We start from the raw sequence: 20,906 nt of genomic DNA, 5'->3' as shown, positions 1-20,906 counted from the left end.
GGCGGCCTCCTTGACGAGACGGTGTGCGGCCACTAAAGCGCAGGCCGCGACAACGCAACGCCCCATTACTGGGGCGCCGCCATCATGATATAGGCCTTCAAGGACGTCCGACAACCGCCGCGGCCAACTCCAGAGGGAACAGCAGTCGTCGATCGTCGCTCGAATCCGCCGACCGAATCGAACGTGCCGCCTCTACTCGCTCTCGACCTTACAGTTTCGCCACCGACACTTCGGTAGCCTTTACAAACGCCAGCACCTCGGTACCGACCTGCAGATCGAGTTCTTTGACCGAGCGTGTCGTGATCACCGACGTGACGATACCGGAGGGAGTATCGACATCGACCTCGGACAGTACCGGACCGAGGATGATTTCCTTGATACGGCCGCGAAATTGGTTACGGGCGTTGATGGATTGAATGCTCATGATATTGCTCCTGTATAAAAAATGTCTGGCTCTAGACTGCCAGCCGCAAATGGCCAATGGAAATAACCTGAGCCAGCGGACGGGTATCCACCGGGGTGGGATCTTTTTTGTCGCCGGGCCGCCCCAAGACAAAAGGCGCCCCCGTGGGGGATGAGCCCGGACACGGGACAGTCCCTGCGGACTGTTCCGTGCCTGGCGAATCCGAGCGGCGTGCCAGCCGCGAGGTGGACAAGCAAGCCGCAGGCGCAGCGTGGGGGCCTTTTTTGTTCAATACTGCGTCGAGCACACGTGCCTCCAGCGCAGCAAATGCCGTACTCGTGCGCTGACGGGGGCGCGGCAACGCTACACGCTGGTCGAGGATCACATTGCCCTCATCAATCACGATGACCCGGTCCGCCAAGGCGATCGCTTCGTTCACATCGTGCGTCACCAGTACAGCAGTAAACCCATCGCGCAGCCAGAGGTCCTCGATCAATTGCTGCATTTCCAGGCGCGTCAACGCATCCAATGCGCCGAGCGGCTCATCCAGCAGCAGCAATCCCGGCCGATGCAACAGTGCTCGGGCAAGCGCTACACGTTGTTTTTGACCGCCCGACAATGCGGCAGGCCATTCGCCGCCCCGTTCGCCCAACCCGACTTGCCGCAGCACAGATGCGGCCTCGCCACGCTGACGGATCGGCGTACCGATGGCGACATTGTCCAGAATCGATTTCCAAGGCAACAGCCGCGGGTCTTGGAACATCATGCGCACACGGTCATCGGCGCCGTCTTGCACCTCGCCATCAAAGCGGATCGCAGTGCTGCCGCCTCGCTGCCCTGCGGCGGGTGTCGCGGACTCCAGACCAGCCAACAACCGCAGCAGCGTGCTTTTGCCGCAACCGCTGCGTCCTACAATGGCAGCGAACTCGCCCGGCGCGAACTCGATATTCAGCCCTTTCAGGACGTGACGCTCGCCGTAATATTTGTTCAGGTCGCGCAGCGTGACATGCACGGGTGGCTGGGCCTCGGCGACGGGCTCAGTGTCATAAGTCTCGCGCACGAACGGTTGCACCGCGAACTCACTCAATTCCCAGTTATACGGACTCAAATACATGGTCGGCTCCGAAAAACAGTCGTGGCCTCAGGCCGGTCGATAAGCCGGGTTCCAGCGCAACAATCGCGTTTCCAGGCCTTTCGCACACCAATCCGCCACCTTGCCCAACAGCGCATACAACAAGATGCCCAGCAGCACGACATCCGTCTGCAGGAACTCACGCGCATTCATCGTCATGTAGCCGATACCCGACTGCGCAGAAATCGTTTCCGTGACGATCAGGATGACCCACACCAGGCCCAAGGCAAAACGCAGTCCTACCAAGATGGACGGCAAGGCCCCCGGCAGTATCACGTCGCGATACAGTGCCCATCCCGACAGCCCATATGAACGTCCCATCTCGATCAGCGCCGGATCTACCGAACGGATGCCGTGGAACGTATTGAGGTACACAGGAAAGAACACGCCCAGTGATAGCAGGGAGAGCTTCGCCGCCTCGTCAATGCCGAACCACAGGATCACCAGTGGAATCAGGGCCAGCACCGGTATATTGCGGATCATCTGCAACGTCGTGTCCAACAAGGTCTCGGCCACACGCGAGGCGCCATTCAACAGTCCCAATGCCAATCCCAGTCCGCCCCCAAGCAACAGCCCCCACAGCGCGCGCAGTGCACTGATGCGCAGGTGTTCCCACAGCTCGCCCGAAACGGCCAATTCCCATCCTGCTTTGGCCACCGACCATGGCGCGGGCAATACCCGTGAGGACAACCACCCCAATTGCGCAGATCCCTGCCACGCAATCAGAATCAACAACGGCACCAGCCATGGCAGCGCACGGCGACGCCACGTTGACGGGGATCCGAACGACGCCGAGGTCATGCAGGCACCGTCTGTTTGTTGCTGCGCCCCGGCACAATCTCTGTCGCCATGACTTCGCCAAACGGCCCGCTCAGCAGCCCACCAGAGGGCTGCGCCACCGCTTTCCCAGGCAACAACGGGAACACCAGCTCCGCAAACCGGTACGATTCCTCCAGATGCGGATAGCCGGACAGGATAAAGGTCTCGATCCCCAGTTCAGCATATTCACGCATGCGTGCCGCCACCGTCTCGGGACTGCCCACCAATGCGGTTCCCGCACCGCCACGCACCAGGCCCACGCCTGCCCAGAGATTGGGCGAGATTTCCAGATGCGAGCGGCCACCCTTTTCGTCATGCAATTGCCCGCCGTGCAATGCCGCCATACGGCGCTGCCCTTCAGAGTCCATGCGTTGAAATGCGGTTTGCGCAGCGGCCACCGTGTCTTGGTCCAGATGCTGGATCAGCGCATCTGCCGCGGCCCACGCCTCCTCATCTGTTTCACGCACAATCACATGCAGACGAATACCGAACTTCAGTGTGCGGCCATGCTGGGCAGCGCGACGGCGCATGTCTTCGATCTTGGCAGCCACGGCCTGGGGTGGCTCTCCCCAGGTCAGATAGACGTCAAGCTGCTCGGCTGCCAACTCGTGCGCGGCCTCTGACGACCCGCCGAAATACAGCGGCGGATACGGCTGTTGCACAGGGGGGTAAATGACTTTGCCGCCCTTTGAGACCAGATGCTCGCCGGCGTAGTCATACGCCTGCCCGTGATGACTGGCCTCAAGAATGCCTCGCCAGATTTTCAGAAAATCCGATGTCACGGCATAACGTTCGTCATGGCTGACGAATACGCCGTCACCCTCCAACTCTGAGGGATCGCCACCGGTGACCACATTGACCAACAGACGGCCGCCCGACATGCGATCGAAGGTCGCAGCCATGCGCGCGGCAAACTGCGGTGAACTGACGCCAGGCCGTATAGCCACCAGGAATTTCAGCCGGCGTGTCGCATCGATCAAGCTCGACGCCACCACCCATGCATCCTCGCAAGACCTGCCCGTCGGCAACAAGACCCCGTCATAGCCCAGCGTATCGGCCGCTACGGCGATCTGACGGAAATAGTCATGACTCGCCGCGCGTGCGCCTTGCGTGGTGCCCAAGTAACGGGAGTCGCCATGGGTGGGGATAAACCAGAAAACGTTCATCAGCAAATGGCCTTCATAAATCTAGAGTTAGCGTAATTCGGCCGGCGCAGCCTCTTGCACGTCCAGTTTGCGAGGGATCAGCTTCAGCGCGTAGAACGCATCGGCGATCTCTTGTTGGTGCTGCAATACCTCGCGCGTCACTGGCGTTACACCGTAGGCCAGACGTTGCGCCGCCAGCTCTACCACTGGCCGCTCCAACCCCAATACCGGCTGCAAAAGATCCACGGCTTCCTTGGGGTGATCCTTGGCCCACAAGTCGCCTTTGCGGATTTCCTCTAACACGGTTTTAACCACGTCGGGATGCTTGTCCAGGTAATCGCGAGACGCGAGGAAAAACTGATAGTTGTTGACCACACCAGTCCCATCGGCCAATACACGTGCGCCCAACTGTTTCTCCGCAGCGGCCTGGAATGGATCCCAGATGACCCAGGCATCGACCGCACCGCGCTCAAACGCCGCTCGCGCATCGGCCGGCGTCAGGTACGAGACGTTGACGTCCTTGTATGGCACACCGGCTTTTTCCAACTGCTTGACGAGCAGATAATGCACGTTGGAGCCTTTATTCAAGGCGACTTTCTTGCCCTTGAGATCGGTTACCGATTGGATCGGCGAGTCCTTCGGCACGAGAATCGCCTCGCTCGTCGGCGCTGGCGGCTCATTGCCGACGTAGACCAATGGCGCTTGTGCCGCCTGCGCAAAAATCGGCGGCGCCTCGCCCACGGTGCCAAAATCAATGGAGCCGACATTCAGGCCCTCGAGCAATTGCGGCCCCGCGGGAAACTCGACCCATTTCACGGCGATGCCTTGTTCGCCCAGCTTTTTATCGAGCGAGCCCAATGCTTTCAGAATGGTCAAGGTGCCGTATTTCTGAAAGCCGATACGCAAGGTCTTGGCGTCCTGCGCCGATGCCGTCGCGCACGTCAGCATCGCAGCGCTCAAGGTCATCACACCCGCGACGGCAAGCCGGGAAAAACGGAACCAACTCAGGAAACGCGAATGCATCCTGTGCATGGAGATGCTCCTATGTATCAGTCGTTGTGCAGATCGTTATTGCGTGAGGCATTCGGGCTCTGCATGACAAGCCCTCTCTATTTCTCAAACACTGAATCTGGCGTTCAATGCCAGATAGCCGAGGTCATAGCCCTGTGATAACGGCGCCGTCGACACGTGCTTGGCCAAGCGATCGACGGCGGTATCCAGCCGTTCGCGCACGTCGTCATCGATCGCGACGTGTCCCTGTTGCACCGTGACCTGCCGGTCTGTCGCATAAACGCCGGCCAAAATATGGCGTGCGCCCAAGGCCGACAACACGGGTTTCAGGCTGTATTCCAGCGCCAACAGATGGGCGGTGCTACCCCCCGTGGCGATGGGCAGCACGATTTTGTCTGCCAACGCCTTTTCATCCAGCAAATCCAGGATCGCCTTCAGTCCGCCAGCAAAGGACGCCTTATAGACCGGGGTTGAGATCAACAATGCTTGCGCGGCATTGACGCGTTTACGCAAGGCGCTGGCGGCAGATCCGCCGTAATTGCCTTCGATCAAATCAACGGCGGGCACATCGCGCAGCCCTAATTCGTCGCTGGTCAAACCGCGCGCCGCTAATCTCTCTGCGGCATAACGTAATAAGGCCGATGAACGCGAGTTCTGTGAGGGACTGCCAGCCAACGTCAGAATCGTCATGATGGGGACTACCGCTCCGTCTGTATATAACCAGGAATGCAGTCATTCTGGCCTCCTCATGCCCATCTGGAAAATACTTAGTCGATATGTCGTTATGCGCTGTCCATGCAGCCCACGGGGCCCGGAACGGCACGCAAAGGTATACTGAAAAGTCATTTCTCCCGGCCCAATTGCTTTCACGAATTCCCGCCGTGTCATTGCGTATTCCTCCCCTGAACCCGCTACGGGTATTCGAAGTCGTCGCCCGCTTGCAAAACCTCACTTTGGCAGCGCAAGAGCTGCACGTGTCGCAATCGGCGGTGAGCCGACAGCTGGCGACGCTGGAGGGCTATCTCGGCGTGGAGCTGTTCCGCCGTGAACACCGGGGCGTGACGCTCACGCGGGCCGGGGCGGCCTATGCCGCGCGCGTCGCACCGGCCTTCGCGGAAATCGCTGCCGCCACCGACGGCCTATTGCAGAATATGTCGCATCGGGTGCTGCGGGTCAGGACGTACACAACGTTTACGGCAAAGTGGCTGATCCCGCGGTTGGAGGACTTTCATGCCCGCCATCCCAACATCGAAGTCATCGTGAGCAATGGCGTATCCGAGGTGGATTTCGATCGGGACTCCGCCGATGTGGCCATCCAGTTCGGCCTGGGAGGCTGGCCGAGAGTCAAGGAGGATTTCCTCTTTACCGACGAAATAGAGCCGGTCTGCTCGCCGGAATTCTTGGACAAGAACATGTCCCGCCACGGAAAGCTGGAGGACTTGCTCAAAGGACGCCTGCTGGTGTCGAAATACCGCAAGACCGACTGGACCGACTGGCTTGATGCCAACGGCCTGTCTGCCACGGCAGCGGGTTCCGAACGCATGGCATTCAGTACCTCGATCCTGACCTGGCAGGCGGCGCTGGATGGCCTGGGAATGGCAATTGGCCAAAGTGTCCTGTTGCAGACCGAGTTCAACAAAGGGCTACTCGTACGCCCTTTCCGCCGGCCGCTGCAGCGCTCGATGTCTTATTATCTGCTGCGCCCTCAGGAGCAGCGTTTCTCGCGCCGCGTGTCCGTCTTTCGGGATTGGCTGCTCGAGACCGCGGCGCGCGAGCGCGAAGCGCTGGCCTGTGGCCCACAAGAATCCCCGCAGCTAGGATAGGCGTCCCTCTACCGCCTCTGGCGGCGCGAACCAGCGTATCAGCAACCCGTTGATTTCATCGGCCTGTTCAAACTGGACCCAATGACCCGAGTCAGCGACGACGCGCCACTGTCTCGATGGATGATCCTGCGCCAACATGGGTCCGGCCTCCTCGGGCACCACCGTGACGTCGTCCTCGCCCCAGGCCATGAGTATCGGTTTGTCGAAATCCTTCAGCACATCCCGCAACGACGATCTGCGCGAAATGGATTTGCTGCGAAAGCGGGTCTTTTCGCACGAGCGTGCGTGAATCTGCAACGCCAGTGCGCTCACGGCATGCCGCGATGACAGCATGAATGCTTGCAGGTTTTGCGCAAATGCCTGTTCCCGTTCCTTTCCGGTGACGGCCCGCCAGTCTGACAAGGACTCTCTGTCTCGACGCGGTCCCCCGTGACCGGCACTACCCAACAACGCCAGTCGCTGCAGACCGGGCAGACGAGGCGCCAACGCGCCCGCGATCGCACCGCCGAATGAAAACCCCGTCAGGTACACAGGCGCCGTCCCGACCAATCGGGCAACGCCTTGCGCCAAGCTCTCCAACAGGCGTTCGACCCTGTCCGGATCGTACGGCGGCATATCGAAATCCTCGGAATCCCCAAAGCCCGGCATGTCGGGGGCAAGGACGCGGAAATGCCGCGCCAATGCGTCGATGTTCTTGGCCCAATGCATCCACGAGCCGTGTCCGCCATGAATCAGAACCAGGGCAGGCCCGCTGCCCCATTCGCGCCACACCATTCGATAGCCCTGTACATCGAAGGCATGACGGATGGCGCTGGCGTCCAGTCTATCCAGCGCAGCGTCAGCCTCGGCGATCGCTGCTGAAGAAAATTCCTGCATCACAGACCTTGTTGACCCATATTCATCTTTTGTGCGAATGCGCTTGTCACGACCGCATAATCAACGCATCCACTGCCATGACGCCTTCGCCTTCGGGCATCACCATCAGGGGATTGACCTCCGCCTCCTGCACAGGCAAATCAGGCGTGACCGCGAGTTTGGACAAGTTCGAAATCGCCACGGCCAACGCATCCAGATCCCCCTTTTCCTTGCCGCGCAGGCCGGAGACCGTTTTCAGCATCTTGACCTCTTCGATCATTTCCCTGGCAGTTTGCACAGAGACTGGCGCCAGACGGATGCTGCGATCACGCATGACCTCTGCCCAGATGCCCCCGGCGGCCAGCATGATGATGGGACCGGCATCCACATCTACGCGATAGCCCACGAGCACTTCTGTCAGTCCCTTGCGCATCGGCTGCACCAGCACTTCCCGGCAGTCGACGCCTGGAGCCTTCTGGCGCAGATTCTGCTGCAGGGTGGCAAAGGCGCGCGACAGTTCCTCGGCATTCTTGATACCCAGAACCACGCCACCCACTTCGGTTTTATGCGGGATGTGCGCAGAGCAGACTTTAGCCACGACGGGATAATCAAATGGGAGGCTGTGGGGCGGGTTGTCCAGCGGATAAGTCGCTGCCGGCGCATGCGGCACATTCAATTTATCCAGCAGCTCATAGGCATCGGCCTCGCTGATCGTCGAGGCGGGCTGCTGGTGATCGACCTTGACCGTAGCCGGTTGCCCCGGCGCACGGCGCGCGAGCACGGCAGCAATGGCGTCGGCGCATGCTTCCGGCGAGCGAAAGCACGGAATCTGAGCCGACGTGAGCTGCGCCAATGCGTTGGGCGCATCGGGCACCAGCATGGCGAGCAAAGGCTTTTCGTGGCCCGCGCTATCGATGATGGGCTTGACTGCCAGGTCGGGCTGAAAGCGCGCCGACGACCCCACAACGGCGACGACCATGTCAAATTCCGGCGCCTCCAGCATGATGTCCAGGGCCTTTTTCATGACCTCATATTTGGTGCCTGCCAAGGTCAGATCCAGGACTCGCCCTGCACTGCCGGGCATCCCAGCCGCCTGCAGCTGAGCCACGGTCTCTGCGGACGCAGGCTCTACGATCACATTGCGCACCCCGAGCTGATCCACCACCATGGCGGCGCCGCCACCCGTTGTGGTCACGACCCCGACGCGCTTGCCCTGCTTAGCCCCCAGCGGCAATTTCTTGGCCAAGGGAAACACCTCGAACAGCGTTTCCAGCATTTCCACGCGAACGACACCCAGGTCCTTCAGGAAAGCGTCTGCAATATCGTCTTCGCCCGCCAGCGCCCCCGTGTGCGTCGCCGCCATTTCCGCGGCAGCGCTCGACCGCCCAAGCTTGTACGCGACCACGGGCTTGCCGCGCTTTGCCGCCTCGCGGGCAAATGCCTGGATGGCATCGCCATGGCGCAGGCTCTCGAGAAACAGCACGTACCCTTGAATAGCAGGATCGTCCAGCGTCGCCATACAGATTTCACCGACGCTGAGATCGACCTCGCTGCCCACCGACACCAGGCCCGCAAAACCCACGCCACGCGCTTTTCCCCGAGACACCAGTGCGCCGATCATGCTGCCGCTATGCGATGCCACAAACACATTGCCCTGCGGCACATCGGGCTCGGCAAACGCTGCGTTGGCCGTCAGAACCAATCCATTGCCAGGGTTGACGACCCCCAGGCTGCTGGGCCCCAGAATACGCAAGCCGCTCTTTTGGCTGATCTCGCGCAGCGCAGCCTCGCGTTCGACACCCTCGGGGCCCGACTCGGAAAACCCGGCCGCCAGGATGGTGACGAGCTTGACGCCCAGGTCGGCGCATTCCTGCACAGCGGGTACTACCGTATCGGTCGGAGACAAGATAAAGACATGCTCGGGCACCTCCGGCAACGCCGCCAGGCTAGGCCACGCTTTTTCCCCTTGCACCTCGGCACGCTTCGGATTGATGGGATAGATATTGCCTTGAAAGCCCGACCGGCGCAGAAACTGCAGAGGACGCCCGCCCGTTTTCTTGACATCGTCGGAGGCGCCGACCAGTGCAATACTCTTGGGATATAGCAATACCTGACAGACGGAGGATGCAGGGGTGGTGATCGATGACATAGCCTTTACTTGTCCAGCTTTACGTTTTTGAATTGTTCGTTCCAGTATGCGTCCTCGGCGATCAGTTCGGCCTTGAACTCCTCGGGGCTATTGCCAATCAGCATCGCACCTTGCGGCCCCAGGACGTCCGAGAACTCTTTGGTCTTTACCGCTTTTTCGAGGACAGCGGCAAGCTTGTCCACGATAGGTTTGGGTGTTCCGGCGGGTGCCAGGAGCGCATTCCAAGAGTCAGATTTCATTTCAGGAATACCGAGCTCGGTGAAGGTCGGCACATCAGGCAACTCCGGCAAACGCTTCGGACCCGCGACTGCCAACGGATGCACAGTGCCAGCCACCAGGGCCGGCATCGCGCCCGTCGCCGTCATGAACGCGACGTCGATGTTCCCAGCGATCAAGTCATTCATGGCGCCAGAGCCGCCACCGTATGGGATATGGGCCATTTCGATCCCGGTCAATGCCTGCAATTTCAGCATCGCCATATGTTGCGTGCCCCCGTTGCCCGTCGAACCGTAGTTGAGCTTGCCCGGCTCTTTTTTGGCCAACGCTTCAAACGCCTTGTAGTCCTTGACCGGCAGCTTTTTGGTCGCGGCCAGTACACCCGGTGCGGAGGATATCTTTGAAATGGGTTCGAAACTCTTGATGGGATCGAATTTTTGCATCGGGTAGGTGAACTTGTTCATGACCAAGGGCGAGGCCGCGAACAATAATGTATAACCGTCCGGCTTGGCCGAGGCTACCGACTCTGAGGCAATATTGCTCGTGGCGCCGGGTTTGTTCTCCACCACAAAAGCGCCTTTGAGTTCCTCCTGCAAGGCCTTTGCCACCAGGCGGGCCACCACGTCGGTCGGACCGCCAGGTTGGAATCCGACCACGATTTTGACCGCTCGACTGGGATAGGCATCGTCTTCGGCATGTACGGTGCCAGCCCAGGTCATCATGCCAACGGTCGCCACGGCGGCACAAATCAAACTACGCATACTGTCTCCTTCCACTCTTTTGATAGTCAGGCTTTGGGTTTGGGCGGGCGTTGGGAAAACGATTTCCCGAACACGCCTTCCGCGATACGGTTTTTGAGCATCTCGATAGAGCCTCCTGCGATCATCCAACCCCGAATGCGGCGCACGCAGTATTCCACCAAGGCCTCCTGGCTAAAGCCCATGCCGCCCATGACCTGCAATGCCTCGTTGGCTGCAAACCAGCCCGCTTCGTTGCAGGCCAGTTTGGCCATGGCGGTGCTCTGCGCGGACGGCAAGCCATGCTCGCCCTCCAACGCCGCGCGATACAACAGCAATTGCGCCTGTTCCAAACGCATCCACATGTCCGCGAATTTCCATTGCAGCCCCTGGAATTCGCACAATTCGCGGCCAAACTGTTTGCGCGTGAGCGCGTGTTCGCGGGCGATATTGAACGCGTGGCGGCCTAGCGCCAAGGACCGCGAGGCGTTGCCCAAGCGTTCCACGTTGAAACCGGAAATCTGCTTCTTGAATCCGCCAGGTCCGAGGAGCACATTCTTTGCCGGGATGCGCGCATCCTCAAAGTACAACTGCGACCACTGTTCACCGTTCATGAAAGACGCCGGCTTGCCGACCGTAAAGCCAGGCGTGCCGCGTTCGACCAGCACCGAGCCGATGCCATCGAGGCCCGGGCCAAAGCGCACATAGACCAGAAACAGTTCGGCTTCCGGGCTATGCGTCGAGAAAATCTTGCTGCCGTTGATGAGGTAATCGTCGCCATCCTGGCGCGCGGAAGTCTTCAACTCAGTCACGGCCGAGCCTGCATCCGGCTCGGTCATTCCCAGCGAAATCAGTTTGCGTGCGCCCAGCAGATCGGGAAGAAACCGTTCTTTCTGCTCGGGGGTGGCGTATTCAACAAAGGTCCGGATCGGACCGAAATTGCCCGCCTGTACGATATCGGCGCTCTTGGGACAAACCAGCGCGACTTCTTGGATCGCCAATACCGCGTGCATGAGCGAACCGCCCTGGCCGCCGTCCTCCTCCGGAAACGCGATGCCCAGCAGCCCTTGTTCTGCCAACATCTGGGCTGTTTCCCAGGGGTATTCGGGCGAGTGTGCGCGCTCCAGTGCGCCCGCGGCCAGACGATCCTGGGCAAAACGCCGTACCGAGTCGGCAAAGGCCCGGTGTTCCTCGTTCAATTCAAAATCCATCTATTACTCCTGCGGTGGATGTGTCGATGGATGCATCATCGCCTGCCTGGCCTGCCGAGAAAACTTCGTATTGCGCCCATTGCCATGACCAAAAGTCATTGCAAAGGTGGCATTGACATGACCAAATGGCATGACAACGCGCAAAATAGACAGTGGTGAAATCGCGCCGCAAGATCGACCATATCGCCATATCGTTTATTGCCGCACACTCAGGAAAGCAATGACTGCACTAGAAACCTTTGCCGCCTTTGGCGCCCGCCTGGGCAACCAGGACCTGACCGAGGATGTCCTGCACCATGCCAAACGCGCGGTCGTGGACTGGTATGCGTCTCTGCTGCCAGGCGCAGCGCTGCCGCCCGCGACGCTATTGGAACAAGCGTACGCAGAGGACATCGGGCGCGGCCAGTCCCGTCTCGCACTAGGCCAGCCCGCCACCTCGCGCGCGGCAGCGCTCATCAACGGCACGGCCGCGCATACCGCCGAAGTCGACGACATTTTCAAGGACGCGATCTATCACCCTGGCGCACCGACCATTGCCACCGCCCTGGCGGCAGCGCAAGAGACCGGCGCCAGCGGCCGCGATTTTCTTCGGGCCGTGGTCGTGGGCTATGAGATCTCTACACGCATCGGCGCCGCGCTGGGACGGACCCACTACAAGTTCTGGCACAACACCGGGACGGTCGGCACCTTTGGCGCCGCCGCGGCAGCTGGCAGCCTGTATGGCTTGGCCTCCAAACCATTCACCCACGCGCTGGCGACCGCCGCCACCTTTGCCAGCGGGCTGCAGCAGGCCTTCCGCATGGACTCCATGTCCAAGCCGCTGCATTCAGGCCGTGCAGCCGAGGGCGGCCTGGCTGCCGCCCAGATGGCGCGAGCCGGGGTCACCGGCTCGCTGGACGTGCTGGATGGCGCCGCAGGCCTGGCACACGCCATGAGCAACGGCCCGGACTGGCAGCCGTTCCTGGCGACGCTGGGCGAGACTTTCAATATCACGCGCATGACCTTTAAGAATCATGCGTGTTGCGGCCATACGTTTTCTCCCATCGACGCTGCATTAGTCTTGAAAGACCGGCTCCGGGCTGCACCGGACGATATTGAGCGGATCGACGTGCACACCTATGCCCCCGCCTTGGACGTGGCCGGTAATCCCGATCCGCGCACCGCGGCCGAGGCGCGTTTCAGTATTCCGTTTGTTGTCGCCTCTGCGGTGCTATATGGCAGCGTGCGGCTGGCAGCCTTTGACGATGCGCGTCTGAAAGACCCTGCGGTGCGCCGGCTGATGTCGCGTATCCGTTTGCATGTAGAGCCCACCCTCGATGGCCTCTTTCCAGGTCAGCGTGCCGCGCGGGTCGATATGCGCCTGACCAACGGCACGCAGGATTCCTATCTGCAACCTCATCGCAAGGGCGATCCGGAACTGCCGTTGAGCGATGCGGATCTGAGCGGCAAATTCAATGAATTGGTGATTCCCGTCCTCGGGGAGGAACGTGCCAGCGAGCTGTTGCGCAAGCTGTGGTCACTGGAAGACCTCGACGCAGCGCCGCGCTAAATGACTGTGGGAGGCCCAGCTTTTCAGCTGGCCTCCCACAGTGACTAACACTCTAGATGATGCGATCAGCTCTCTTGGCTGCTGATCTGCGGCGTGGCGCTATTGGCCTTTTTACGAGCCGCGAACAAGCGGCCCAGACCCACCACGAACAACGCACCGATGACTTCCGCCGCGACCTTGACCGTGCCGGAGACTTCGCCGAACTGCTCAACCACAACCACGTCGGTCACCAGCATGCCACCCGCGATCCAGCCCAGCAAGGCCGCGCCGAACGTGACGACCAGCGGATAACGGTCGATCAGTTTCAGCACCAGCGTGCTGCCCCAGATGATGATGGGCACACTCACCACCAGACCAAAGATCACCAGACCGATCTGATGCGACGGGTCGGCCATTTGCGCAGCACCGGCAATCGCGATCACGTTGTCCAGGCTCATCACAAAGTCAGCCACGATGATGGTCTTGACTGCGGCCCACACCGAAACGCCGCCCTTGATATTGCCGTGGGCGTCTTCCTCGGGGATCAACAGTTTGACACCCACCCACAACAGCAACAGCGCACCGATGATCTTCAGGTAAGGAATCGTCAACAGTGTCAACGCGAACGCGATCAGCACTACGCGCAGGCCGATAGCCCCGGCGGTACCCCACAAAATACCCTGCATGCGCTGTTTCGGCGGCAGGTTGCGGCAGGCCAATGCGATAACCACGGCATTGTCGCCACCCAAGAGGATGTCGATAAGAATGATCTGAAACACTGCGGCCCAGCTAAGGGTCTGCAAAAACTCGAGCATGCAATCTCCGTGTTGGTATTAATCGTCAAAGCGTTGTTTTAGCATTTCTTACAACAACCTGAACATTACCTGACCGCAATTCTTACAAAAAACTTAAATTTTCGTAACTTGTATGATCAGTATTCCATCATTTACCCTGTTCGGAACAGGCATCCGTTCCGTCACTATTTTTGCTGTCGGGCCGTCCACGGCAAAAGCATCGGGGCTTTTTGTTGAGTAAATCGTTGATGAATACCGGGAAAGACACTGTAGGCATGATCGGCGTCGGCCTCATGGGCCACGGCATTGCCAGCAATATCGTCAAACATGGCTACCCCTTGGTGCTGCTGGATCACCCCGGCAACCAGCCCGTTGATCAACTGCTGGCCGCTGGCGCGGCCAAAGTCGCCAGCCCGGCACAGGTGGCTCGGCAGTCCAACGTGGTCATTCTGTGCGTCACTGGCACCCCGCAGGTCGAAGACGTCTTGTTCAGCCCTGACGGCCTGCTGCAAGGCCTGCGTCCGGGCACCATCGTGATTGATTGCTCCACGGCCATCCCCTCCTCGACCGTGCGCATCGCCCAGGCCGTCACCGAGGCCGGCGGCCTGTTCCTGGATGCCCCCATGACCCGCACGCCCAAAGAGGCGGCCGAAGGCCGGCTGAATCTCCTGGTGGGTGGCGATCGCGCCCTATTCGATCGTTGCCTGCCGCTACTGCGTTGCTACGCCGAGAACATCACCCATGTCGGAGCGATCGGCGCCGGTCACCGCATGAAACTGATCCATAACTACGTCTCGCTGGGCTGCGCCGCGGTCATCGCCGAGGCTGCCGCCTGCGCTCAACGCGCGGGCATCGACGCTCCCATCCTGATCGACATCCTGGCCAAAGGCGGCGGCGCTGGCGTCGCTCTGGAGCGCCTGCGTCCCTTTATCGAATCCGGCGACGATTCGGGCCTGCGCTTTTCCTTGTCCAATGCGCACAAGGACCTGGGGTACTACACCACGATGGCCGAGGAAACGGGTGCTGCGCATGGTGCGGCGGACGCCATCGAGCAGCTCTTCAAGGAGGGAGCAAACGATACCCCGCCGCAGACTACCTTGCCACATCTGGTGGCATTGCTGGCCACAGGAAAGCCATAGTAAAGCCGCCGTCGTAAAGAGGAGCCCCACTCGACGCCAGGGGCATCCTCCGAAAACCGGCCAGCCTGCGGCACAATGGCGCTTTTCTGATCGCGGTATTGGACTAGGCGTCCCACAATGAATCGTTTCCTGAAATTCTCTTTGGTTGGCTTGCTCAGTGCTCTGATGCTGGCCAGCGGCGCACAGGCCGCGCAGGACAAGCCTCTGCGCATCGGCGTCATTCCCAGTGTGGCGAATCAGGCTACCGAGATCGCCATCGCCGAAGCCGCCAAGCAAGGCATCGAGGTCAAGCTGGTCGAATTCAGCGATTGGGTCATGCCGAATACCGGCGTTGCCGAAGGTGCACTGGACGCCAATTTCTTTCAACATGCGCCGTTTCTGCAATTGTTCAATCAGAGCCGCGGCACAAAGCTGACGCCGATCGCCTATGGGTATTCGACCACGATCGGCCTGTTTTCCAAGAAGCTGAAACGCGGCGACCCTATTCCACAAGGCGCAAAGATCGCCATCCCGAACGACCCGGTCAACACGGGCCGGGCGCTGCTGCTATTGCAATCGATGGGTCTGATCACCCTGCGTCCCGGTACGGATCACCAGGCCTCACTGCAGGATATCGTCGCGAATCCCAAGCGATTGAACCTGATTCAGGTCGAGGGATCGCAATCCGCGCGCACGTTTGACGACGTGACCGCCTCGGTCACCTACACCACGTTTGCCAAGCATGCCGGCATCGACGAAAAAGACGGTTTGGCGTTCGACAACACCGATGCCGACAACGTACGCCGCTATGCCATTCGCTGGGTGACGACGCCCGAGCATGCGCAAGACCCGCGGCTGCTGCAGTTCATCAAGATCTATCAGCAATCGCCCGAGGTAAAGGCGAAGCTGCGCCAGCTATATGGCGATTTGATTGATTTTCCGTGGTGACGGCAACCACCTACGCAGGCAGCGCCAACAGCTCGCCCATACGCACCGGCCCACGTACCGACGGCGTATCCGTCCAACGCACGCGATTGGGACCAAACAGCACGATGACTGTAGAGCCCAGCAGGAAACGGCCCATCTCGGCCCCTTTCGCCAACTGAATCGGCGCACGAGCCGAATCGCCGTAGCGCACCGTACGCACTTTGCGTTTATGAGGCGTCACCAATCCGGCCCAGACCGTTTCGATCGACGCGACAATCATCGCGCCTACCAGCACCACGGCCATCGGGCCATATTCGGTGTCAAACAGACAGGCCACCCGCTCATTACGCGCAAACAACTCGGGCACGTGACCGGCAGTCAGAGGATTGACCGAGAACAAGCGTCCCGGCACGTGCACCATCTCGCGCAAGGTGCCATCGCACGGCATATGCACGCGGTGATAATCGCGCGGCGACAGATACACGGTCGCGAAATCTCCCCCCATGAACTCCGCCGCCCTGACCGAATCATCGCCCAACAATGCAGTCAGACTATAGGAATGCCCCTTGGCCTGAAAAATACGGCCATGCTCGATGCGTCCGAGCTGGCTGATCGCTCCATCGGCCGGACACAAAATGCTGTGCGGTTCGGCGTCCAGCGGGCGGGCATCGGGCTTTAATGCCCGCGTAAAAAACTGATTGAACGTGTCGTATGCCAGCGGATCCTCGACCAGCGCCTCGGTCATATCCACCCCATAGCGACGCACGAAACGCGAGATCATCCAGTTTTTGACCGCAGGCGTGCGGCAATCGGAGGCCAACCCCATCAAACGCGACACCAAATGGTGCGGCGCAGCGTATTGGCTAGCGAGGAAGATCTGGTCTTTGAAGTGCATGGAATCCGGTGAAAACAACGTGGCGCGGCCGTAGAGGCGGCTTTGGGCTACGGATGTTACTTGTTATAGACGTGTAGCGCCAGTGATCGAGGGATCGATCAGTTTCCTCTATGGTCACTTCAGCAGATAATAATCATCAACGCAATCATGGCAACCGCTGACTACGATGCAAATGCTTTAGCGGGAATCCCGTCATTCTGCATCTGTCGTAAATAACAACATAACGTTGTTCGTTTCCCCAAACTACGAGGCCTGCTCTGTGCTGATATCCAATCCGCCCCCCGCCGTCCGTGCCTTGACATTGATCGGCGTGCCCACCGATATCGGCGCAGGCTCGCGCGGCGCGTCCATGGGTCCGGAGGCACTGCGTGTAGCCGGGCTCGGCCCTGCTTTGCAGGCGCTGGGATACGACGTGGAAGACGCCGGCAATCTGATTGGCCCTGCGAACCCCATGCTGCCGCCGGACAATGGCTATCGTCACCTGGCAGAAGTGATCGCGTGGAATCAGACCCTGCATGACGCGGTCTACGCCGAACTGCAACGCAGTCGACTGCCTGTCACACTGGGCGGCGATCATTGCCTGGGCATGGGCTCTATCAGTGCGGTCGCCCGGCACTGCCACCATGTCGGCAAACCGCTGCGTGTGTTGTGGCTGGACGCGCATACCGATTTCAATACCCAGGCGCTGACCCCGTCGGGCAATTTGCATGGCATGCCCGTAGCGTGCCTATGCGGCCAAGGTCCAGAGCCATTAACCACGCTCTCCGGCCAAACTCCCGCGCTGCACCCCGAATGGATCCGCCAAATCGGCATACGCAGCGTGGACGAGGGAGAGAAAAACCTGATCGCCGAGGCCGGCATCGAAGTCTATGACATGCGCACCATCGACGAGATCGGTATGCGATCAGTCATGGAGGCCGCCTTGGCCGATCTCACGCCACATACCCATTTGCATGTCAGCTTCGACGTGGATTTTCTGGATCCCGAAATCGCGCCTGCTGTTGCCACCAGCATTCCCGGCGGCCCCACCTATCGCGAAGCGCAACTGTGCATGGAGATGATTGCCGACACCGGATGCCTGGGATCGCTGGACATTGTCGAGCTCAACCCCGCGCTGGACATACGCAACAAAACCGCGATGCTGGCAACCGAGCTGGTACAAAGCCTGTTCGGCAAATCCACCCTGATCCGGCGCCCAGCGCATTCGCGTGGATGATGCCGGTCCGTGGCAGCGCAGATAATGCCAGCCTGTCGCTCCGCAAAAAATGGTCGGCGCAATTGCCGGTTTGATCCGTGCCTCCGCGTGGATAATGCAGGTCTATTGCTCCTTCGCTTGATCAAAAGGATATACCCGTGACCGAACGCCAACTCATCATCCTGGCCGCCCTAAACATGATCGCCGCCGTCGGCGCAGGTGCATTTGGCGCACACGGCCTCAAACAAATGATCAGCGCCGACCTGCTTGCCGTCTGGCAAACCGGCGTCCTGTATCACCTGATCCATGCCCTGGGCCTGTTCGTGGTCGCGTTGCTAGCCGCCCATTACGGCTCCAGCCTGTTCTCGACAGCAGGCATCCTCATGTTCGCCGGCATTGTCATGTTCAGCGGCAGTCTGTATCTGCTGGCCATCACCGGCACCAAATGGCTGGGCGCGGTGACGCCTATAGGTGGCGTAGCCTTCCTGGTCGCGTGGGCCTTGGTGGCCTGGGCAGCATGGCGTTCGGCCTGAGCCTCACTGACCACGACAATCTGCATTCGCTTGGCGCTGCCCTCAAGAGCCGGTGCCCGCCGGCGCCACCCGCAATAGCTGGCCATCGCCCGCGTCTGTCAGCACATACAGGTAGCCGTCAGGCCCCTGACGCACATCACGGATGCGCGCGCTCAGATCCTGCAGCAGGCGTTCTTCGCTGACGATTTTTCCGTCTTTGAACTGCAGGCGAATCAATGCCTGTGCCCCTAGCGCGCCAATGAATAGCGAATCCTTCCACTCCGGAAAACGATCCGCCGTATAGAAAGCCATGCCGCTGATTGCGGGCGACTTCTTCCACCAATACAGCGGTCCCTGTCCGCCCTCCAGCGTTTTGCCCTTGGCTTCGGGAATCGCGAATCCCGAATAATTAATCCCGTACGTCGCCAACGGCCAGCCGTAGTTTTGACCAGGCTTGATGATATTGATCTCATCACCGCCGCGCGGACCGTGCTCGTGTTCCCACAACTCGCCGGTCCACGGATTCAGCGCCATCCCCTGCGGATTACGCATTCCATACGTCCAGATCTCGGGGCGCACATTGGCGCGGCCCACAAACGGATTGTCCTTGGGAATCGAACCGTCTGCGGCAATCCGCACGATCTTGCCCTGCAGCTTGTCCAGATCCTGCGCCGTGGGACGCTGATTGTTTTCACCCAGTGCAATAAACAACAGGCCATCGTGGCCGAACACCAAGCGGCCGCCGAAATGCTGCCCAGTAGACAGCTTCGGCTGTTGCCGGAAAATAACCTGAAAATCCTCCAGGCCACGTGCGTCCTTGGCCAGACGGCCACGCCCGACAGCCGTACCTGCCTTGCCATCCTCGCCCGCTTCGGCATAGGACAAATACACAAAACGGTCATTACCAAAATCGGGCGACAGCACCACATCCAGCAGACCACCCTGCCCCGATGCGAAGACTTTGGGAATTCCCTGCAAGGGCTCAGACAGCGCCCCCTGCGCGCTCACTACACGCAACCGGCCAGCACGTTCAGTCACCAGCATGCCGCCCTCAGGCAAAAACGCCAGTCCCCACGGATGCTCCAGCCCCTCGACCACAGTCGTCACCTGCGCCTTGCGCTCGGTAAAAGCAGGCGCCTCGATAGATACATGGGTTTGCGCTTGGGCCTGCGACACAGCGGGCGCGCTCGCCCAGGACATTGTGGTCAACCATGCAACAGCCAGCGTAGCGGGCTTTGCGCGCAGCAACCCAACAGCACGCATGGCAGATTTTTGGGCGAAACGGGAGTACGAATCCGGCATAGGATCTCTCGATGAATCAGCTGGAGGGAGGATGTCAGACTGGCGTACCATACCAAACACGAATGGCACTGAATATGCCATATCGTTCTAATGGAGAACAGCACACCATGAAACTGTACTACATGCCTGGCGCCTGCTCGCTGGCTGCCCACATCGTCCTAGAATGGATCGGCAAGCCCTACGAGACCCAAGCCATCGCGCGCGACGCGCTGAAACAACCCGAATTCCTCAGCATCAACCCCATGGGCGCCGTCCCCGTCCTCAGCGACGGCGGCTACACGCTGACCCAGAATGCCTCCATCCTGGAATACCTGGCCGAACAAGCCCCTCAGCTCAACCTGCTGGGCGACGGCACCGCCCAATCCCGCGCAGAAGTCCGCCGCTGGCTCGGATTCATCAACTCCGACCTGCACCGCACCTTCTCGCTGGTCTTCGGCCCGCAACGCTTCGTCGCCAGCGAGGCCGCCCAACAAGAGCTCAGCACCTCCGCCGCCGCCATCCTGCGCAACCTGTTCACCATCCTGAACACCCAACTCGCGGACAAGCCCTACCTGGCAGGCAAGGCCCCCACCATCGCCGACCCCTACCTCTACGTCGTCCTGCGCTGGGCCAAGGCCAAAAACATCGACCTATCCGGCCTGAACAACCTGGCAGAATTCTCGAGCCGCATGGACGCCGACAAAGGCGTGCAAGCCGCGCTAAAAGCCGAAGGCCTGTAAGCGAAGCGCGATTCATCATCGCTGCAACATATGGGCGGAGCATCATCTTTCACCGCTAAACGCGATGCGTGCTCTGCCCTTTGCCCGCAACATTGCAACTGCGTGCCGCGTGCCCGAATGGCGCGCCGGTCCGTTGAAGCCCCCGAGGAAATCACGTCACACGGAAGATAGTCAGTTAGACATGTGTGCGGGGCGCCCTGCCGTATTGCCATTACGCTAAGTGCCTGCCACGTACCCGAATGGCGTGCCGGCCCGTTGAGGCCGCCGAGGAGATTGCGTCAGACGGGGGGTAGTCGGCTGGGCATGTTTGAGTGGAGCGAAGCGGAGCGAGTTTGCCCAGCCGCCCCGTCTGACGTGATCTCCGAAGGGCAGTCTGGACGCGCAGGCGTCCAGACCGGCCGAACGGGCTGGCACG

20 protein-coding genes are annotated in these 20,906 nt (G+C 60.3%); 7 read left to right on the top strand and 13 right to left on the bottom strand.

The window, feature by feature from the left end:
* Positions 1–208 precede the first annotated feature (208 nt).
* The 6 genes from ACYVI2_RS22950 to ssuE form a co-directional block, all read right to left on the bottom strand.
* Positions 209–424, bottom strand: coding sequence for a TOBE domain-containing protein (locus ACYVI2_RS22950; protein WP_094821002.1), 216 nt, complete (start codon positions 422–424; stop codon positions 209–211).
* Positions 425–455: 31 nt separating this feature from the next.
* Positions 456–1,517, bottom strand: a complete 1,062-nt coding sequence (locus ACYVI2_RS22945) for an ATP-binding cassette domain-containing protein (RefSeq protein ID WP_415816579.1) — start codon at positions 1,515–1,517, stop codon at positions 456–458.
* 27 nt (positions 1,518–1,544) lie between these two features.
* The gene (gene ssuC, locus ACYVI2_RS22940) at positions 1,545–2,336 is read right to left on the bottom strand and encodes an aliphatic sulfonate ABC transporter permease SsuC (RefSeq protein WP_415816577.1); all 792 of its coding nucleotides are present in this window, start codon (positions 2,334–2,336) and stop codon (positions 1,545–1,547) included.
* On the bottom strand, positions 2,333–3,520 hold the full coding sequence (gene ssuD / locus ACYVI2_RS22935) for an FMNH2-dependent alkanesulfonate monooxygenase (protein ID WP_415816575.1): 1,188 nt from the start codon (positions 3,518–3,520) through the stop codon (positions 2,333–2,335). Before ssuD ends, ssuC begins: the two co-directional genes overlap by 4 nt.
* Positions 3,521–3,547: 27 nt before the next feature.
* A complete protein-coding gene (locus ACYVI2_RS22930; RefSeq protein WP_415817116.1) occupies positions 3,548–4,465 on the bottom strand; it encodes a sulfonate ABC transporter substrate-binding protein in 918 nt (305 codons plus the stop codon).
* A 150-nt stretch (positions 4,466–4,615) separates the two neighbouring features.
* Positions 4,616–5,200: an NADPH-dependent FMN reductase gene (gene ssuE, locus ACYVI2_RS22925; protein ID WP_415816573.1), complete on the bottom strand. Its 585-nt coding sequence runs from the start codon at positions 5,198–5,200 to the stop codon at positions 4,616–4,618.
* A 191-nt stretch (positions 5,201–5,391) separates the two neighbouring features.
* Here ssuE and gcvA point away from each other — a divergent pair, with 191 nt between their 5' ends.
* Complete coding sequence (gene gcvA / locus ACYVI2_RS22920; RefSeq protein ID WP_415816571.1) at positions 5,392–6,333, top strand: transcriptional regulator GcvA; 942 nt, start codon at positions 5,392–5,394, stop codon at positions 6,331–6,333.
* Here the strand turns inward: gcvA and ACYVI2_RS22915 are convergent.
* The 4 genes from ACYVI2_RS22915 to ACYVI2_RS22900 are packed head-to-tail and all read right to left on the bottom strand — an operon-like array spanning position 6,325 to position 11,501.
* Complete coding sequence (locus ACYVI2_RS22915) at positions 6,325–7,209, bottom strand: alpha/beta fold hydrolase (protein WP_415816569.1); 885 nt, start codon at positions 7,207–7,209, stop codon at positions 6,325–6,327. The two genes, gcvA and ACYVI2_RS22915, sit on opposite strands and share 9 nt — an antisense overlap.
* A 46-nt stretch (positions 7,210–7,255) precedes the next feature.
* Positions 7,256–9,337: an acetate--CoA ligase family protein gene (locus ACYVI2_RS22910; RefSeq protein ID WP_415816567.1), complete on the bottom strand. Its 2,082-nt coding sequence runs from the start codon at positions 9,335–9,337 to the stop codon at positions 7,256–7,258.
* Positions 9,338–9,342: 5 nt separating this feature from the next.
* On the bottom strand, positions 9,343–10,314 hold the full coding sequence (locus tag ACYVI2_RS22905) for a Bug family tripartite tricarboxylate transporter substrate binding protein (RefSeq protein WP_415816565.1): 972 nt from the start codon (positions 10,312–10,314) through the stop codon (positions 9,343–9,345).
* Positions 10,315–10,340: 26 nt separating this feature from the next.
* Positions 10,341–11,501 (bottom strand): acyl-CoA dehydrogenase family protein, encoded by a 1,161-nt coding sequence (locus tag ACYVI2_RS22900; protein WP_094820993.1) that lies wholly within the window; start codon positions 11,499–11,501, stop codon positions 10,341–10,343.
* A 220-nt stretch (positions 11,502–11,721) separates the two neighbouring features.
* On the opposite strand from ACYVI2_RS22900, the gene ACYVI2_RS22895 reads away from it, so the two are divergent.
* Positions 11,722–13,050 carry an MmgE/PrpD family protein gene (locus ACYVI2_RS22895; protein WP_415816563.1) on the top strand — a complete coding sequence of 443 codons (1,329 nt, stop codon included), beginning with the start codon at positions 11,722–11,724 and terminating at the stop codon, positions 13,048–13,050.
* 65 nt (positions 13,051–13,115) lie between these two features.
* On the opposite strand, the gene ACYVI2_RS22890 is transcribed toward ACYVI2_RS22895, so the two are convergent.
* The gene (locus tag ACYVI2_RS22890; RefSeq protein ID WP_415816561.1) at positions 13,116–13,844 is read right to left on the bottom strand and encodes a TerC family protein; all 729 of its coding nucleotides are present in this window, start codon (positions 13,842–13,844) and stop codon (positions 13,116–13,118) included.
* A 227-nt stretch (positions 13,845–14,071) separates the two neighbouring features.
* On the opposite strand from ACYVI2_RS22890, the gene ACYVI2_RS22885 reads away from it, so the two are divergent.
* Together ACYVI2_RS22885 and ACYVI2_RS22880 are read left to right on the top strand one after the other, a co-directional pair.
* Positions 14,072–14,962, top strand: coding sequence for an NAD(P)-dependent oxidoreductase (locus ACYVI2_RS22885; RefSeq protein ID WP_415816559.1), 891 nt, complete (start codon positions 14,072–14,074; stop codon positions 14,960–14,962).
* 117 nt (positions 14,963–15,079) lie between these two features.
* Positions 15,080–15,889 (top strand): MetQ/NlpA family ABC transporter substrate-binding protein, encoded by an 810-nt coding sequence (locus ACYVI2_RS22880; RefSeq protein ID WP_415816557.1) that lies wholly within the window; start codon positions 15,080–15,082, stop codon positions 15,887–15,889.
* A gap of 10 nt (positions 15,890–15,899) precedes the next feature.
* Here ACYVI2_RS22880 and asd read toward each other — a convergent pair whose 3' ends face one another.
* Positions 15,900–16,763 carry an archaetidylserine decarboxylase gene (gene asd / locus ACYVI2_RS22875; RefSeq protein ID WP_415816555.1) on the bottom strand — a complete coding sequence of 288 codons (864 nt, stop codon included), beginning with the start codon at positions 16,761–16,763 and terminating at the stop codon, positions 15,900–15,902.
* A 265-nt stretch (positions 16,764–17,028) separates the two neighbouring features.
* On the opposite strand from asd, the gene rocF reads away from it, so the two are divergent.
* Positions 17,029–17,979 carry an arginase gene (gene rocF / locus ACYVI2_RS22870; protein WP_415817114.1) on the top strand — a complete coding sequence of 317 codons (951 nt, stop codon included), beginning with the start codon at positions 17,029–17,031 and terminating at the stop codon, positions 17,977–17,979.
* A gap of 137 nt (positions 17,980–18,116) precedes the next feature.
* Positions 18,117–18,491, top strand: a complete 375-nt coding sequence (locus tag ACYVI2_RS22865) for a DUF423 domain-containing protein (protein WP_415816553.1) — start codon at positions 18,117–18,119, stop codon at positions 18,489–18,491.
* Positions 18,492–18,533: 42 nt separating this feature from the next.
* On the opposite strand, the gene ACYVI2_RS22860 is transcribed toward ACYVI2_RS22865, so the two are convergent.
* Entirely contained in the window at positions 18,534–19,772 is a 1,239-nt protein-coding gene (locus ACYVI2_RS22860) for a PQQ-dependent sugar dehydrogenase (RefSeq protein ID WP_415816551.1), read from the bottom strand.
* 107 nt (positions 19,773–19,879) lie between these two features.
* On the opposite strand from ACYVI2_RS22860, the gene ACYVI2_RS22855 reads away from it, so the two are divergent.
* Complete coding sequence (locus tag ACYVI2_RS22855; RefSeq protein ID WP_415816549.1) at positions 19,880–20,491, top strand: glutathione S-transferase family protein; 612 nt, start codon at positions 19,880–19,882, stop codon at positions 20,489–20,491.
* Positions 20,492–20,906: the final 415 nt, after the last annotated feature.

This window comes from Bordetella tumbae, assembly GCF_054780995.1.
This window is presented reverse-complemented; position numbering and strand designations above follow the sequence as displayed.